This window comes from Ferrimonas aestuarii (assembly GCF_005116665.1).
Classification (GTDB): domain Bacteria; phylum Pseudomonadota; class Gammaproteobacteria; order Enterobacterales; family Shewanellaceae; genus Ferrimonas; species Ferrimonas aestuarii.
On sequence record NZ_SWCJ01000001.1, the window covers coordinates 474,402 to 491,278 of the forward strand.

General features: G+C 48.5%; 10 protein-coding genes. All 10 read left to right on the top strand.

Annotated features, from left to right (window positions below; all coding sequences use genetic code 11):
* Nucleotides 1-558: 558 nt before the first annotated feature.
* The 10 genes from FCL42_RS02160 to FCL42_RS02205 all read left to right on the top strand — a co-directional run bounded on the left by FCL42_RS02160 (nt 559) and on the right by FCL42_RS02205 (nt 16,791).
* A complete protein-coding gene (locus tag FCL42_RS02160) occupies nt 559-1,335 on the top strand; it encodes a DUF3450 domain-containing protein (protein WP_136861721.1) in 777 nt (258 codons plus the stop codon).
* Nucleotides 1,335-2,696, top strand: coding sequence for a MotA/TolQ/ExbB proton channel family protein (locus tag FCL42_RS02165; RefSeq protein WP_136861722.1), 1,362 nt, complete (start codon nt 1,335-1,337; stop codon nt 2,694-2,696). Before FCL42_RS02160 ends, FCL42_RS02165 begins: the two co-directional genes overlap by 1 nt.
* Before the next feature lie 2 nt (nt 2,697-2,698).
* A complete protein-coding gene (locus FCL42_RS02170) occupies nt 2,699-3,223 on the top strand; it encodes a MotA/TolQ/ExbB proton channel family protein (RefSeq protein WP_136861723.1) in 525 nt (174 codons plus the stop codon).
* Between the two features lie 13 nt (nt 3,224-3,236).
* On the top strand, nt 3,237-3,641 hold the full coding sequence (locus tag FCL42_RS02175; protein WP_136861724.1) for an ExbD/TolR family protein: 405 nt from the start codon (nt 3,237-3,239) through the stop codon (nt 3,639-3,641).
* 2 nt (nt 3,642-3,643) lie between these two features.
* Complete coding sequence (locus FCL42_RS02180; RefSeq protein ID WP_136861725.1) at nt 3,644-4,264, top strand: energy transducer TonB; 621 nt, start codon at nt 3,644-3,646, stop codon at nt 4,262-4,264.
* A 12-nt stretch (nt 4,265-4,276) separates the two neighbouring features.
* Nucleotides 4,277-5,527 (top strand): tetratricopeptide repeat protein, encoded by a 1,251-nt coding sequence (locus FCL42_RS02185; protein ID WP_136861726.1) that lies wholly within the window; start codon nt 4,277-4,279, stop codon nt 5,525-5,527.
* 67 nt (nt 5,528-5,594) lie between these two features.
* Complete coding sequence (locus FCL42_RS02190; protein ID WP_136861727.1) at nt 5,595-7,421, top strand: DUF885 domain-containing protein; 1,827 nt, start codon at nt 5,595-5,597, stop codon at nt 7,419-7,421.
* 371 nt (nt 7,422-7,792) lie between these two features.
* Nucleotides 7,793-10,306: a TonB-dependent receptor plug domain-containing protein gene (locus FCL42_RS02195; protein ID WP_136861728.1), complete on the top strand. Its 2,514-nt coding sequence runs from the start codon at nt 7,793-7,795 to the stop codon at nt 10,304-10,306.
* A gap of 603 nt (nt 10,307-10,909) precedes the next feature.
* Complete coding sequence (locus FCL42_RS02200) at nt 10,910-13,687, top strand: TonB-dependent receptor (protein ID WP_136861729.1); 2,778 nt, start codon at nt 10,910-10,912, stop codon at nt 13,685-13,687.
* Nucleotides 13,688-14,178: 491 nt separating this feature from the next.
* Nucleotides 14,179-16,791, top strand: coding sequence for a TonB-dependent receptor plug domain-containing protein (locus FCL42_RS02205; RefSeq protein WP_229359750.1), 2,613 nt, complete (start codon nt 14,179-14,181; stop codon nt 16,789-16,791).
* Nucleotides 16,792-16,877: the final 86 nt, after the last annotated feature.

Here is a 16,877-nt window from a genome sequence, read left to right on the forward strand (position 1 = left end):
TGGATCACAAGTTGTAGGGCCATTGGTTATAGGAAATTCATCCTACCTCAATGGACGTGTTTTGGATGAAAAGCCTAGCCTGTTCGTTTCAGCAACCCCTTTCTCCTACCATTTAAAAAATTAACAATAATCACCTATTCCTATTTAATCTTAAAGAATGTCGTCTTTGGCGCTTTTAGCTTGATCTAGGTTCTGTTTTTACTGGCACTTTTAGTTTTTTAATCTTATTTCGGTGCTTGAATTGCCCTTTGATGCTGCCTGTGGTGGTCGCGTGAGCTGAGATTTTCGATTTAAAACTAGCCTAGGCGTCAATTTCGAGAGGTTATCATTCTTTATATAATAGTTATGACATTCTGCGAACAATAACAGTGTTGACACACCTCGGCTAACTGTGGAAAGATGCTGAGGCGTCCACCTATAGAAAGGTGAAGGCTGCAAGGGATATAAATAAATAGACCAATAAGTAGGACTGGCTCTGGCGCAACGCTGCATATAAATGCAAACGTCTCGGAAACGACGTTTAGAGCCGCACACTCACAACAAGACTGGTTGGGAACTATGTCCGTGATTAGTAAAAGAACCGCACTAGCAACTGCCTTTGCTTTCGCATTCGCAGGTACAAGCGTCGCCAATGCTACCTCTTTAGAGAGCATTCAAAAGGCTGATGCAAATATTCAACAAGATGCTGTGAAATCTCAGCAGAAGATCAATAAGCTGTACGATCAGGCTCAAGACATGCTGTTCGACTACCGTCTGGTGGTTGATGAGTATGAAACTCACAAGTCCTACAACGACTACGTTGCTGGCTTGGTTGCCGATCAGGAAGCTGATATTGCCTCTTTGAAAGAGCAGATCGCTGGCATCGACAAAACTCGCCAAGGCGTTATTCCTCTAACCTTTAAGATGATCGACACCATCGACCAGTTCGTCGAGTTGGACGTACCGTTCCAGCTAGAAGAGCGTCGTGCACGTGTTGCTCGTCTGAAAGAAGTTATGGGTGAGTCTGAAGTCTCCACCGCTGAAAAATTCCGTTTGGTTCTGGATGCATACCAGATCGAAAACGAATACGGCAACAAGATGGCTGCTTATGAAGGTAAGCTGAATCTGGACGGCAAAGAGATCACTGTGGATTACTTCCACTTAGGTCGCGTTATCTTCTTGGCTCAGTCTCTGGACCAGAAGAGTGCATGGGTTTGGGACAATGCTAACCGCTCTTGGAAAGCACTGCCTGATGAGTCTATGCGTAGCGTAGCTGGTGCCATCAAAATGGCTCGTAAGCAGGCCGCACCGGATCTGTTGAAACTGCCTGTTCAGACTGCGGAGGGAGCAGAATAATGAAAAAGTTAATCTCTACCGCTCTGGTTGCTGCAGCCCTGTCCATCAGTGGCGGCGCCATTGCTCAAGAATCGGCGAAAGCGGTTTCTTTGGACCAACTGCTTAACCAAGTTAAGACCGAACGTAAATCTGACGGCAAGCTGAACAAAGCTCGTGAAGCTGAGTTCTCTTCAGAGCGTGCTGACAAAGCCGCCCTGCTGAAAAAAGCAAAGTCTCAGCTGGCTGCTGAGAAGAAACGTGGCGAAGACTTGTCTCGTCGTTTCTCCGATAACGAGCAAAACATTAACCAACTGAACGTTGACCTGCAGACTGCGATTGCAGACTTGGGTGAGATGTTTGGTGTGGTACGTCAGGTATCTAACGATACCGCGGGTTTGATTGACGCGTCTCTTATCAGCGCTCAATACCCAGGCCGCGAAGACGTTATGTTTAAGCTGGCGCAAGCCAAAGAGCTGCCAACCATCAAAGAGTTGGAAGAGCTGTGGATTGCCCTGCAAACTGAAATGACTGAGTCCGGTAAGGTAGTTTCCTTCACCGCACCAGTAACCGACTCCAACGGTAACGTTGCAGAGCAGAAAGTGACCCGTGTAGGTTCCTTTACTCTGCTGAGCGAAGGTGAATACCTGAGCTACAACGCAGAAACCGGTACCATCCTGCAGCTGCCTAAGCAGCCTGAAGGCTTCAAGGTAGCTACTGTTAAGAACTTCCTGGGCGCAGGCGCTGGTGAGTTCACTGACACCTTCGTTGATCCATCAAAAGGTGCTCTGCTACAGGTTTACACTCAGAAAGCTTCTCTGATGGAGAAGTATCACCAAGGTGATACCGTTGGTTACATCATTACCGCTCTACTGGGCTTCGGTCTGTTGATCGCTCTGTGGAAAGTAATTGCTCTGACCATCTCTTCTGCTCAGATTCGCTCTCAGATGAAGAACGTGGATAACCCTGGCAACAACGCCTTGGGTCGCATCCTGAAAGTTTACACCGACAACAAAAACGTTGACGTGGAAACTCTGGAGCTGAAGATCGACGAAGCGATTCTGAAAGAAACTCCTAAGATCGAGCGCGGCATCCCGCTGATTAAAGTACTGGCTGCAATTGCACCAATGCTGGGTCTGCTGGGTACCGTAACCGGTATGATTAAGACCTTCGAAAACATCACCCTATTTGGTACTGGCGACCCACAAATCATGGCCGGCGGTATCTCTATGGCTCTGGTAACAACTGTTCTTGGTCTGATTGCTGCTCTGCCTCTGATTCTGGTACACGCTCTGGTAGCTGGCCGCGCCCGCTCCGTAGTTGACGTACTTGAAGAGCAAAGCGCAGGTATTGTAGCAGCGCACGCTGAAGCAAGAGGTAAGTAATTATGCTTTACCTGATAGAACTCTGGGAATCTGTCAGGGGCTTCATGGCAACCGGCGGTGACGTTCTCTGGCTCGTAGCAATTTCACTCTTTTTGATGTGGGTACTGATGCTAGAACGTTACCTCTACCTCAACTTCGTGTTCCCTAAAGAGCGCAAAGCGGTAGTAGAGAAGTGGCACGCTCGTGAGGATAAAACCTCATGGCATGCTCACCGAATCCGTGAAGCATGGCTTTCCCAGGCCAAAGGACAGTTAACTGCTCGAATGGGGATTATTAATGCACTGGTCGCGATTTGTCCTATGCTGGGTCTACTGGGTACGGTTACCGGTATGATCGCAGTATTTGAGGTAATGGCGGTGCAGGGTACTGGTAACCCTCGTTTGATGGCAGGTGGTATCTCAATGGCAACTATTCCGACTATGTCGGGCATGGTAGCAGCCCTTTCAGGGGTATTTTTCAGCACTCGCTTGAATGCCAAGCTGAAAGTGTCTGCTGAGAAACTGCAAGATAGTTTGTCACACCACTAGAGAGAGTTTTTGTATGGCACGCAAAAAGCATGCAAGCGCCGCTGACGGCGCAGAAGTCGATATGACACCGATGTTGGACATCGTTTTCATCATGCTGATCTTCTTTATCGTAACCACGTCGTTCGTTAAAGAGTCAGGTATCGATGTAAACCGTCCAAAGGCCCAACAGGCCAGCAAAAAGCCATCGGCTAACATCTTTATCGGCATTAACGAAGCGGGTCTCGTATACATGGAGAACCGCGAAGTAGATATCCAACGCGTACGTGCAAACGTGGAGCGCATGTTGGCTGAATCTCCAGAAGCATCGGTAATGATTCAGGCTGACAAAGCGGCCAAGCACGGCATCGTGGTGAAGGTGATGGACCAGGTGAAAGCCGCCGGTATCAACACCATCTCCGTTGCAGCTAAGGAAGGGTAATTATGCTTAGATCACTGTTAGCCCTAATTCTTGGCGCGGCGGTGACCTTCGCTCTGTTCTCTTTTATGGCGTTTTTGATCGACGGTGGCGCCAAGCGCGCCGCCAACAAACTCGACATTCCGCCTATTGAGCTTGTGATGGATCGCCAAGACGCGAAAGCGCAGAATAAAGACCGGCCTAAGCCTAAGCCGCCTAAGCCGCCAGAAAAGCCGCCAGAGCCAGTGGATCTGCAGCCAGAAACCAATGATGTTTCTGATGCCGTATCCATCAGTGTTCCTTCGGTTGACCTTGGTGGTGTGAACGCAGGCATGGGTGACGTGGGTAACGCCATGATGCGTGACGGCGACGCGACCCCCATCGTTCGTATGGATCCTAAGTGGCCAATGAAAGCCCTACGTGAAGGTAAGGAAGGTTACGTAGTGATGAAGTTCACCATTAATGAACTGGGTCAACCAGAAGACATTGTGGTGATTGAAGCTCAGCCTAAGCGTCTGTTCGACAAAGAAGCTAAGCGCGCACTTCGTAAGTGGAAATATAAGCCTAAGATCGTAGAGGGTAAGCCGGTGAAACAACCTGGTATTACCGTTCGTCTGGACTTCACTTTAGATAAGCAAAACGGCTAAAGGAGGCATTTTATGCAAATCAAACGCAAATTTGTGCCTGCTTTATTGCTGGCAGTATTGACCTCAGGCATTAGCTCTACCGCATTTGCAGTAGAGAAGTGCGAGATTGATAAGCGCAAAACTAAGGTGATGTCCGAGCGTGTAGGTAAGAAGGTTGGCAAGGCTTTCGAACTTTACAGTGCGGATCAAGTAAATGAAGCGCTGGCGATGTTGCTGGAGATTGAACCGAAAAAGGAATTCGATAAAGCCTATGTAAACCGCTTTATCGGTAACCTTTATGCGGGCATCGATGGCAAAGTTAGCACCGCTTTGAAGCACATTAAATTGGCCGTTGACGCCGATGTGCTAGGTGGTACTGACCACGCCGCTTCCTTGCGTTTGTTGGCTGACCTGTACATGCAGGAAAAGCAATACAAACCCGCTTTGGACATGTATTCCAAATGGATGGCATTTAGCTGTAAAGAGGATAAAAACGTTTATCTGCGTATGGGCCAAGCTAATTTTGAGCTCAAACAGTACATGGACGTGATTCCTCTAGCTGACAAAGCCATCGCCTTGGAAGAGACTCCCAACAAAAACGCTTATATTCTGAAGATGGGCTCTTATGTAGAGACCAAGCAGTATAAGAAAGCGGCGAAAGTTGTGGAGCAGATGGTTGAGCTATTCCCTAGTGAAGGTCGCCTGTGGGTTCAGTTGTCGCAAATGTATCTTCTGAGCGAAGACTACCAAAAGGCACTGTACACCGCGGACGTTGCCCATCGCCAAGGGCTTCTGGAAAAACCAGCTGAGTTTAAAATGTTGGCTCAGTTGCTTGCCCAGAATGGCATCCCTTTTAAATCTGCTCAAATTCAGGAGAAATACCTGAAGGATGGCTTGGTCGAAAAGGATGAACAATCTCTGTCTATGCTGGCTAACACTTACCACCAAGCTAAAGAGATTAAACTTGCCGCTAAGTACTACGGCGAAGCCGCTGAACTTAGCAATGAATCTAAGCACTTTGCAAAACAAGCGGCACTGCTGCTTGAGATTCAGCAGTTTAAATCTGCGCAAGCCGCGGGTAAGAAGGCCCTTCAAGCAAAAGGCGTTAAGAGTAAAGGGCAGATCCAGATGATTCTGGCCCAAGCCTACTTCTACAACGATGAGTTTAAGGCAGCCTACAAAGCGTGTGAAGCCGCAACCAAAGATAAGAAGACGGCCAAGGCAGCGTCAAGCTGGCTCGGTTACATAAAAGACACCGCCAAGCGGAAGAACGTCTCTATCTAATTTGAAAGGCCCCGCAAGGGGCCTTTTTACATTAGGGACAAATTTAGAATATTAACAAGGAGCCCCCATGAGAGTGGCAAGTGTAGCCACGGCGATCGCCGTAGCATTCTCCATCGCAGGTTGCAGTCAGCCTGAGTCGCAATCCGCGCCGAAATCAGCCCAGCAAAGCCAAGTTGCATCAACTACAACGAGCCAACAGACTGTTGAGCAACAATACTTGGCGTTGGTTGAAGCCTATTTTAACGACAATTTGGCCCTGCATCCGGTGATGTCCACTTACGTTGGCCATACCGATCTCAATGGAAAGTTTGACTTCGAACTGAGTGAAGCCTACCTGGAAGGGCGTCATAATCTAAACAGTAAGATGAAGTCTGATCTCGCTAAGATTGACGTCAGTAAGTTACCACCCCAGCATCAAATTGGCTTTGAAGTGATTAGCTATGAGGTGGATATGGCCTTAGAGGAGGAGACTTTTCCGTTCCGCTGGCTGCCTTTAAATCAGTTTTATAGCCAAGTATTCACTTTAGTCCAGTTGGGAAGTGGTGAGTCGGCTCAGCCGTTTGTGACCGTTCAGGATTACGACAACTTTATCGGTCGCATGCAAGGCTTTTCGGAATGGGTTGATCTGGCCATTATGCGTATGGACGAGGGCATTAAATCCAAAGTGGTTCTGCCTAGGGTTTTGGTTGAGCGGATGATCCCTCAAATCCAATCACAGATCGTGGTTGACGCCAGTGAGTCTATCTTTAGCCAACCTCTGTCGAATTTGCCAAAAGGTCTTGATGAGCAGCAAGCCAAAGCACTTACTGAGCGCTATCAACAGGCGATCATACAGACTCTGATGCCCGCCTTTTCGAAGTTGCACAACTATCTTAACGACACTTACCTAGCGGCTTCTCGTGGCTCTCATGGCCTGTGGGGTGTACCTAATGGTGCCGATTGGTATCAGTACCTGTCTGATCAGCAAACCACCACTAAGATCCCAGTGGATAAGATTCATCAACTGGGTCTGGATGAAGTGGCTCGTATTTTGTCAGAAATGGATAAAGTGCGTCAGCAAGTGGGCTTTGAGGGTGATCTGCAGGCGTTCTTTGATCATCTAGGCTCCGATCCCCAGTTCTTCTTTACAGAGAAGCAGGGCTTGATAGATGGCTATATGGCGCTTAAAACCAAGATTGATGGGGTATTGCCTGGCTATTTTGATGTGGAACCTAAGGCGGATTACGTGGTTAAGCCTGTAGAGCCATTTCGCGAACAATCGGCAGCGGGGGCGAGCTACGACGCTCCGGCTCCAGATGGCAGCCGGCCCGGTGTGTTCTACATCAATACTTATAACCTAAAAGCTCAGCCTAAATGGGGCATGACGACACTGTCACTGCACGAAGCGGCCCCAGGGCATCACTTTCAGATTGCCATCAAACAGGAGCTTGAGGGTGTGCCAAGTTTCCAACGTTTTGGAGGCTACAATGCGTTCGAAGAGGGATGGGCGCTATATGCTGAATACCTAGGTATGGAGATGAGGCTGTTCACAGATCCATACCAGTACTTCGGCAAGCTATCGGATGAGATGCTTCGAGCTATGCGCTTGGTGGTCGATACCGGCTTGCACGCTAAAGGCTGGAGCCGCGAACAAGCGATTCAGTATATGCTGGATAATAGCCCAATGGCGGAATCTGATGTTACCGCAGAAGTTGAGCGTTACATGGCTATCCCTGGCCAGGCGCTGTCCTATAAAGTAGGCCAGCTAAAAATACTTGAGCTGCGTAAATATGCAGAAAAGGAGCTTGGAGATCGATTTGATATTAAAGCATTCCATAATCAAGTGTTGACTTCAGGTTCACTTCCCATGGCGGTATTGGAGCAAAAAATTCACCACTGGGTTGAAACTTTGTAGCAAGCCTCAAAAAAATCAAAAAGGGGAGCGTGAGTCCCCCTTTTTATTATTTTATTTGTGATGCATGTCACAGTTATTGCTTTTGTGGTTGTACATGTTGTTAACCATTCTTGGGAGGTAAATTCTCTGTATAAAGCGCAATTATCCAGATGATGCTGCTGCTTTGTTTGTATTTTGCCCATCTTCAATAAGCTTGCTTTCAGTTTGCATATCTATTTAGCAACATTCTCTTAAATCTTGCCTGCTGCCAGTGCAACATATCGCGCATTGCTATTCACCTGATTGTTTAACAGTATCGATGCAAGCCAATTCAACATGGTGTTGATGAGAAAGGCCAAATAAAAATATAAGAAGCAGTGAGGGAGTTAGGGATGAAGAATCAGACGTTGTTGGCGAAAGCCGTAAGATTCGGATTGATCGCTGGTGCGGTGTCACCAGCAGCCATGGTTAATGTTGCGATGGCAGAAGAGGGGGCGGATGTTGAGCGCATCCAAGTAACGGGTTCCCGTATCCAACGTCAAGATATGGAAACGGCATCGCCAGTTTCTGTTATCGATTCTGCAAGTATTAAAGCCGAAGGTTACACCTCTGTGGATCAGGTGCTTCAGTCTCAGCCATCGATGGCGGGTATGGCAGTTGGCTCTACCACCAACAATGGTGCAGATGGTGTGGCCCAGGTAGACCTACGAGGTATGGGTGCAAACCGCACTTTGGTGCTGCTGAATGGTCGCCGTATGGTGAACTCAGGCTCTGGCGCTGACTCTGCTGTGGATCTGAACGCCATCCCAGTTGCGATGATTCAGCGTATTGAAGTACTGAAAGATGGCGCATCCGCAGTATATGGTTCTGATGCCATTGCTGGGGTAGTAAACATCATCACCAAGAAAGACTTCGAAGGTTTCCAGCTGGACGTGAACGGTGGCATCACCGGTGAGTCTGACGGTGAAAACATCGAAATCTCCGCTCTGTACGGTAAGTCTTTTGATGATACCAACTATACCCTTGGTTTCTCTTATACCGATCGCGGTACGGTTAAGCAGTCTGATCGTGATTGGATTCCACCAGGTAGCAGCTCCTTCATTCCGGGTGGTTCTTTGGGCGGCATGGTTCCAGATGGCAACGGTGGTTGGAAACCTCGTGAAACTGGTTATGACTATACCGATGATTCCTATCTGCAGACGCCAAGCACCAAGTACAGCTTGTTTACCAATCTGACTCACCAGATTGATGATGACACCGAATTCAGTGCCGATTTCCTGTATACCCGTCGTGAGTCCGAGCAGCAGATGGCATCACAGCCAGCCAACTTAATGTTGGACGTTTGCGGCGAGCAGGGCGCGGATCCTGAGAAGTGTTTGACACTGACTGACGAAATGATTGCTGCGGGTATCGAAGCTGACGATACCGGTCGTGTGAACTACCGTCGTCGTATGGTTGAAGCCGGTCCTCGTATCTACAGTCAGGAAACCGACACCATGCGTCTGTCGGCTGCATTAGCTGGTTACGCAGACATCAACCAGGGTATGGATTGGGAAGTGTCTTACACCTATGGCCGTAACCGTGCCGATACCTGGGTAGATAACTCCATCAATGCCGTGAAGATGGCTGATTCCATCTACGCTAATCCAGACGATTGGTTCTCTGGTAACCCTGACGATATCGCTGGCTACGTTGGCGATGTAAGCTACAAAGAGACTACCGATGGTGGTAACGACCAACACACTTTGGCTGGTGTAATCAGCGGTGAGCTATTTGATGTCTCCGGCGGCGCAGTGGCCTTCGCGCTGGGCGCGGAATATCGCTATGAAAGCGGCTTCTATAATCCAGATCCTGTGATCATTGCCGGTGAAGGTACCGCGGCTCAGCAAGATCCGACCGATGGCAATTACGATGTAATCTCCATCTACCAAGAGGTTTCCGTACCCTTTAGTGAAACGGTGACCGCGGAGTTCGCGCTGCGTTACGACGAGTACAACACCTTTGGCGGTGCCACTACTTGGAAAGTTGGCCTGACTTGGGAACCAACCGATGACTTGATGCTGCGAAGTGTGATTGCTACCGGCTTCCGTGCGCCAAACGTGAGCGAGCTGTATGGTGGTAATTCCGGTTCATACGATTACCTGGATGATCCATGGGGCAACGAACTGGACCCACAGATCTTGGTTAACTATACCTCAGACGAAAATCTGAAAGCGGAAGAGTCTGATTCCTTCACCGTCGGTTTGGTTTACTCCCCAAGTTACGTGGATGGGCTGTCGTTCACTCTGGACTACTGGCGCTTTAAGATCGATGACGCCATTGCTCGTCTCGATGTACAAGCTGGTCTGAATGCGTGTTATGAAGGCGATACCACTGCCTGTGAGACCTTTAGCATCACTCCAGATGGTAACCTGGAGAACCTGACTAACCCGTTGACCAACGTGGGCTATCAGGACACCGATGGTCTGGACTTTAACGCTAACTACGGCTTTGAAGCCCTAGGCTGGGATTGGAAGATCAACAACGACCTGACCTATCTGCTGAAATTCGAGCAGGATGGCGTTGACTACACCGGAACCATTGGCGGCATGTTTGGTGGCTACGCGGAAGTGAAGAACAACTTCTCAGTGACGGCCAGCAGCGATAACTTCTCTGTTCTTTACTCTGCCCGCTACTTGGGTGAGATGGATGAGATCAACAGCGGTGACAAGGTAGATTCCATCACTTATCACAACGTGTCAGCGACTTACTTTGTCAATGATCAGGTATCAACCACCTTCGGTGTACGTAACCTAACCGATGAAGACCCTCGCGAAGTGTCCTCTGGTAACGATGCAGGTACGGTACCAGAAGTGTATGAGACCATCGGTCGTACCTTCTTCGCTGGTGTGAACGTTCGTTTCTAACCGCCCCCTAAGTCGATAAAAACAGAAAGGCCTTGCAGCAATGCAAGGCCTTTTTATTTTCAAAATATAACTGCGAGTTTATTCGCTGTTTGCACGTACTTTCACACTTCTATTCATTCCATTGTTGTTCTTAGTCACTTTTGACTCAAATTTCAGATAGAGATTTCTTTGATTCCTTTAATGGCTGATCATGATCACTATTTCCCAGTGTTTAGGCAGTGGATTGTGATGCCTTATGTGTTTTATTTGTTAAAAGATGCCATTTTGCCTGCCACTAAATTGACGCCGTTTTGAGCTATTCCAGCCATGTCAACGTGATTTGCTCACAAATTTTTAAATTTATTTTGTTGCGAAAATGTAAATTAAATTTTGGCCTTATTGGGAAAAAATTGCGTTTAATGCCGTGAATCGATGTTTTTATCTTTGCTTACATTTCATATGTTAAAAATATGTTTTTGGAGTAACGATAAGTAAACATTTGCGGCGTTGACTAACCGCAATCCAATGGGCAGCATCAAATACAACCAAATGGATAACCATTGGCCAACAAATATTAAAACAACATCAACAATTATAAAGGACTCAGTCATTAGGGAGGATATGATGACTTTTAAGACTGCTGTAAGTAAGGCTGTTACGAGTTCGCTGTTAGCGGCGGCCGGTGCCACTGTTGTTACCAGCATGCCAGCAATCGCAGAAGAAGGTGAAAGTGTAGAACGCATTGAGGTGACCGGTTCACGAATTAAGCGTTCTGACATGGAAGGTTCAAGCCCAGTTACTATTATTGACGCTTCCTCTATTGCCGCCACTGGCGCAACCACTATTGATTCCGTACTGCAGACATTGACTTCTGCAGGTGGTGCGATGACCAACCCAGGCATTAACAACGGCTCTGGCGGTAACACTCGTGTCAACCTTCGTGGTCTAGGATCTCAACGTACTTTGGTACTGGTAAACGGTCGTCGTATGATCGCATCCGGTACTGGTGCGGCTTCTACCGTTGATTTGAACACCATCCCTGTTTCCATGGTTGAGCGTGTTGAAGTACTGAAGGACGGCGCGTCTGCTGTTTATGGTACCGATGCGGTAGCCGGCGTAGTTAACGTTATTTTGAAGCGTGATTTCGAAGGTTTCGAAATGAATCTTCAACAGGGCATTTCTGGCGAAGGCGATGCCGAGGTAACCAGCATCGACTTTACCTTAGGTACCGCATTCGACAAAGGTCACTTGGTCATGGGTGTTCAGTACACCAACCGTGGCGAAGCGTCTCAGGCGGACCGAGGCTTTAGTAATTGTCCTCTGAACGAAGCTGGCGATGGCAGTGCGCCATATTGCGGCGGTAGCTCCTATGCCGAGGGCGGTCATATATGGGGTGATTCTAACCACGGTATCGTCGGCAGCGGCCCAGAAGGCGCTTACGCCATTGGTGATTCAGGCCACTACGGCTCCTATGTTGCTAAGTTGGATGATGCTGGCGAGCCTGTTCTGGATGACGATGGTAATCAAATCCCAGTATTCAAATACCACGAAGGCATGTCAGAAGCGGATCTGAGTGGCCGCGGTGGTGAATATCACGACTTCACCAATGAAGATAAGTACAACTACTCAGCGTCAAGCTACCTGTTTACGCCAATGGAGCGTATCAACTTGACCATGAACGGTACTTACGAGTTGACTGAGTCAACCACTTTCTTTGCCGAAACCATGTATACCAAGCGTTGGTCTGAGCAGCAGATGGCACCACAGCCAATCTGGAGCACCAGCGGTTGGGAATATGATCCAATCAGCGAAGGTGGTTGGATGACCGATGACTTGCTGCCGTGGGTTCAGCCAGGTGAGAAAGTAAGTTACGGTCGTCGCATGAGCGACACCGGTAACCGTGTATTCAACCAGACCGTTGATACCGTTCGCGTAGTGTTGGGTCTTGAAGGCGAGTTTGACAACGGTTGGGGTTGGGATGTTGCCTACACCAAAGGCCGTAATGACTCTACCGATACCTTGGCTAACCTGCATAATATCGGTGCAATCAACGAAGCGGTTAAAAACAAAGAGTTTGACCCATTCCTGCAGTCCTCATGGCAGGGCGAGAGCATCGAACCATTCATCTACACTGAGCTGAACTCTGGTAGCAGTGAGATGGACATTTTGTCTGCTACCATCAATGGCGAGCTGTTTGAATTGCCTGCCGGTTACTTGGGCTTCGCAGCTGGTTATGAACATCGCCGTGAATCGGCGAAGTACACGCCAGACTCTTTGACTGCTCAAGGTTTGGCGAACGATCCACCGGTTGAGCCAACCAGCGGTTCCTTCACCGTTGATGAAGCGTACGTTGAATTGTTGATTCCACTGCTGAGCGACGCCTTCTTAGCGGAAAGCGTAGAGCTGAGTACTGCTGCACGCTACTTCGACTACAGCACCTTCGGCGATGACTACACTTGGAAAGTGGGTCTGACTTGGCGCGTAAACGATGAGTTGATGGTGCGTGGTGTGGCATCTACCGCTTACCGTGCCCCAACTGTCGATGAGCTGTATGGCGGTGCGTCTCCAGCATTTGACCAGATCACTCACCCTGCGACTGATCAGACTCAGGCGGAAGTTACCGTTGGTGGTAACGAACTGCTAACCCCAGAAGAAGCAGACATCTACACCATGGGCCTGGTTTACGAGCCGAGCTTTGTTGATGGCCTATCTTTGACTGTGGATTACTATGACATCGATATCACTAACGCGATTAGCTCTGTAGACTCTAACTACATTGCGAACCAGTGTCTGGGTGCTAGCGGCGAGAAGATCAACGTAGGTACGGCCCTGTGTCAGGCGTCTAACATCGCAATCGACAGTACCGGTCGCATTACGTTTGACAACGGTTTGCAGAACCTGGGTGGCGCGGCGACTTCCGGCTTCGACATCAACGTGGCGTATGCGTTTGAAGCTTGGGGCCTAGATTGGCGTGCAAGCTTGGACACTTCTATCCTAGACAGCTATGAAGAGCGTGACCAAGACGGCAACGTGCTGGATTACAAAGGTTACATTACCTCTGGTAGTGGTGCCTATGCAGAGTACAAGACAAACTTTACTCTGACTGCCAGTGCGGATGACTGGAGTGCCAACTACGAGATGCGTTACATCGGCGAAATGGATTCCTTCAGCTGTAAGGATGACACCAGCAAGTGTTACGCACCGAGCGTAGACTCCATCATCTATCACGACATCTCTGGTAGCTACCACGTGAATGACATCGTGACTATCTCTGCGGGTGTTGATAACGTGTTGGATGAAGAGCCTCCTTATTACTCAGGTAATAATGACTCTAACACCGACCCATACACCTATGATGTAATTGGTCGTTACTTCTTCGGTCGAGTAAGTGTTAAATTCTAATTACAGACTCGAGTAATCGATAAAATGAAAGCGCCCCAATCGGGGCGCTTTTTTATTAACATTTCCACTGAAAAATAATTGTTATCATTTGCTGTGCGTCATGAACAGTATTCGCCTTGGCGATAAAGTGAGCAGTTGAAAATTCGAATGAAATTTACATTGTTTATTTATCGTGCATTTAAACTTTGATGAGTTTTAAATGTTATTAATCAATTGCAGGAGTAATGGTGTCTGCAGGTTGCTTTCATGGATTAATGTTCCATTTGTGTTAAATTTTAGTGTTTAATTTCGCTTCATTTTGTGTGATCAAAGTCCTTGCAACTAAATATTAAAAATCGCAGTATTTTTGTTCGAGCGAAGGAAACCGCTCGTTAACAAAAACAAAAATGCTAGCTGATCAAAGCTATTTGGAGATAATAAAAATGATGGTGCAATCAAAGTTGTCACGTGCCGTAAAAGGAGCGTTGTTTGTTTCACTAGCTGCGACTTCCATGAGCGCGCAAGTTGCAGTCGCACAAGAAGATGAAGTAGAACGTATTGAGGTTACCGGTTCTCGCATTAAGCGTACCGATATGGAAAGTGCATCTCCGGTAGTTGTCGTTGGCGCGGCAGATATCGAGAAGGGCGGTTTCAACTCTGTACAGGACGTTCTGGATAACCTATCCCAAAACTCCGGTGGGTCCATGACTCAGCAGGAAGTTCACGGATTTACCCCGTCAGCCTCTTCCGTAAACCTGCGTGGTGTAGGTGCCGGTCGAGTTCTGACTCTGATCAATGGTAAACGTGTTCCTAAATACCCATTTGCAGCAGGTGGTACCGACAACTTCGTTGATACCGCAAACATGCCTTTGGGTGCCATTGAGCGTATTGAGATTCTGACCACGGGCGCTTCTGCGATCTACGGTTCAGACGCCATGGGCGGCGTAATCAACATCATTCTGAAAGAAGAAGTTGATGAAACTACCGTTAAGGTTCGTACTAGCGACACCGACGAAGGTGGTTACTCTCGCAGTAACTTCTCTTTGTTGACCGGTGCCAGCAACGATACGTCCAACCTGACCTTCTTCATTGAGTATGACGATCGGGAAGCGCTGAAATCCAGCGACCGCCCTGATTGGGGTACGGATATGGTTGAAGGCAACCCATACGCTGGCTATAGCTCCTACGGTGCTACCTTGTACAAAGATGTCCCAGGGGCCGATACCCTTATCGAAACCCTGAGCGCGGAAGAGTGTGCCGAGCGTGGTTACACCATGCGTGACGACGGCATCTGTGGTTTTGACCGCTCTACTGCCCGTGACTTCATGCCAGAGCAGCAGCGTTTGTCTACTATGATCAACTTCAGCCGTGAGCTTAACGAAGATCACAAGCTGTATGGTCGCATGGACTACACCCACTCTAACGTGTACCGCGAAATCGAACCATTGGCGATGAAAGACTTCACTTTCACCGTAGATGGCGACGACGTTGTTGTGTCTTCCATCAAGTTCCCTGAGATGAGCGAAGTGATGAAAGGTGCCGCCGCAACCGGTTCTACCGCGTTTAACGGTGACTTCGCTGGCGCTGAAGATGGTGAGTACTACTACACCCGTCGTCTGACCGAAATGGGGCCTCGTCGTGCTGAGTACACCACCAACAACTTTGCTTTCCTTAGCGGTGTTGAAGGTTACTTGACTGATGACATCGAATACGATGCCAGCTGGTCTTTCTCCCGCCAGAAAGTAGACACTAAGAGTGAAGGCAGCCCAACCGTACAAGGTATGTTTAACTACATCACCTCTGACGGCGGTAAGTCGATGCTGGAGACCATCTCTGCAGAAGACGCGGCAGCCATGGCCTATCAAGGTTCTAAGACTGGTGAATCCACTCTGAGTGTAATGAGCTTTGGTATCAACGGTGACGCTTACGAGTTGCCTGCTGGTCCAATTGCTTACGCTGCGGGTGTTGAGTACAGCCGTGAATGGTTCGAAAGCTACGATGATGCCTTCACCTCCGCTGGTGGTGTAATGGGTACCGGTGGTAGCTCCGCTGAAGGTAGCCGCAAGCAGTATGCTGGTTACGTGGAAGTGGCATTCCCAATCTTGGACGAGCTGACTCTGACCACTGCGGGTCGTTACGACTACTACGATGATGCTTCTGATGTAGGTGGCCGTTTCACTCCTCAGGTGGCGGTAGAATATCGTCCTATGCCTGAGCTGTTGGTTCGTGCTCTGTATGCGGAAACCTTCCGTGCACCAGACATGCAGCGTCTGTTCGGCGACCCGACCAGCGCCTACTCAACCGTAATCGATACTCCTCGTTGTGAAGCCGCTGGTAACCCAGATGCGCCTGAGTGTCAGAAGATCGACTCTTTGCCAATCACCATTGGTTCAAACCCAGACCTGAAAGAGGAAACGGGTACTAACTGGAACATCGGTTTCGTATGGGATTACGAAGGTTGGACCGTAAGCATGGATTACTGGAACGTTGAAATTAACGATCTGGTTAACGATCCAAGCGCTCAGTACATTCTTGACCACGCAGACGCGTTTGCGGACAAGATTGAACGTGACGAGAACGGTGAGTTGGTGTCTGTGAATACTCAGGCTATCAACATGTCCAGCCAGGAAACTGCTGGTATCGACTTCAGCTTCACTTACGTGTACGACTGGGGTTCATACGGTGACCTGCGCTTTAGCTTGGACGGTACTTACCTGACCAAGTGGGACACTCAGCTGAACGCAGACTCTGAAGTACTGGATCTGATCGATGGCGAAGACTCTGCACCGCAAATCCGTGCAAACTTCACCACTGGCTGGACCTACGGTGACTTTGGTACCAACGTGCTGGTTAAGTACATCGATGGCTACAATGGTCAAAACCAAGACTACTTCAAAGAGAATGGTCTGGACAGTGACTACGACACCGAGGTTGACTCTCACATCGAAGTTAACTTGATGGCAAGCTACAACTGGGAAACTTGGCGTTTCACCGGCGGTATCAACAACGTCTTTGATGCCGAGCCTGAGATTGATCAGACCCAATCTAGCTGGCCTCACTACAACCGTGGTTACTACAACGTGATCGGTCGTGAGTTCTACTTGTCAGCGGAATACACTTTCTAAAATCTGCTGAAGAGTAAGCTATGATAAAGCCCCGTTTAACGGGGCTTTTTAGTATCTGTAACCATCAATGTAAAGTGTGTCACAGT

What these genes read in the sequence shown, in the direction of transcription:
- FCL42_RS02185 (WP_136861726.1), top strand. Translation starts at nt 4,277, where the DNA reads ATGCAAATCAAACGCAAATTTGTGCCTGCTTTATTGCTGGCAGTATTG.
- FCL42_RS02175 (WP_136861724.1), top strand. Translation starts at nt 3,237, where the DNA reads ATGGCACGCAAAAAGCATGCAAGCGCCGCTGACGGCGCAGAAGTCGAT.
- FCL42_RS02160 (WP_136861721.1), top strand. Translation starts at nt 559, where the DNA reads ATGTCCGTGATTAGTAAAAGAACCGCACTAGCAACTGCCTTTGCTTTC.
- FCL42_RS02205 (WP_229359750.1), top strand. Translation starts at nt 14,179, where the DNA reads ATGAGCGCGCAAGTTGCAGTCGCACAAGAAGATGAAGTAGAACGTATT.
- FCL42_RS02180 (WP_136861725.1), top strand. Translation starts at nt 3,644, where the DNA reads ATGCTTAGATCACTGTTAGCCCTAATTCTTGGCGCGGCGGTGACCTTC.
- FCL42_RS02170 (WP_136861723.1), top strand. Translation starts at nt 2,699, where the DNA reads ATGCTTTACCTGATAGAACTCTGGGAATCTGTCAGGGGCTTCATGGCA.
- FCL42_RS02165 (WP_136861722.1), top strand. Translation starts at nt 1,335, where the DNA reads ATGAAAAAGTTAATCTCTACCGCTCTGGTTGCTGCAGCCCTGTCCATC.
- FCL42_RS02200 (WP_136861729.1), top strand. Translation starts at nt 10,910, where the DNA reads ATGACTTTTAAGACTGCTGTAAGTAAGGCTGTTACGAGTTCGCTGTTA.
- FCL42_RS02190 (WP_136861727.1), top strand. Translation starts at nt 5,595, where the DNA reads ATGAGAGTGGCAAGTGTAGCCACGGCGATCGCCGTAGCATTCTCCATC.
- FCL42_RS02195 (WP_136861728.1), top strand. Translation starts at nt 7,793, where the DNA reads ATGAAGAATCAGACGTTGTTGGCGAAAGCCGTAAGATTCGGATTGATC.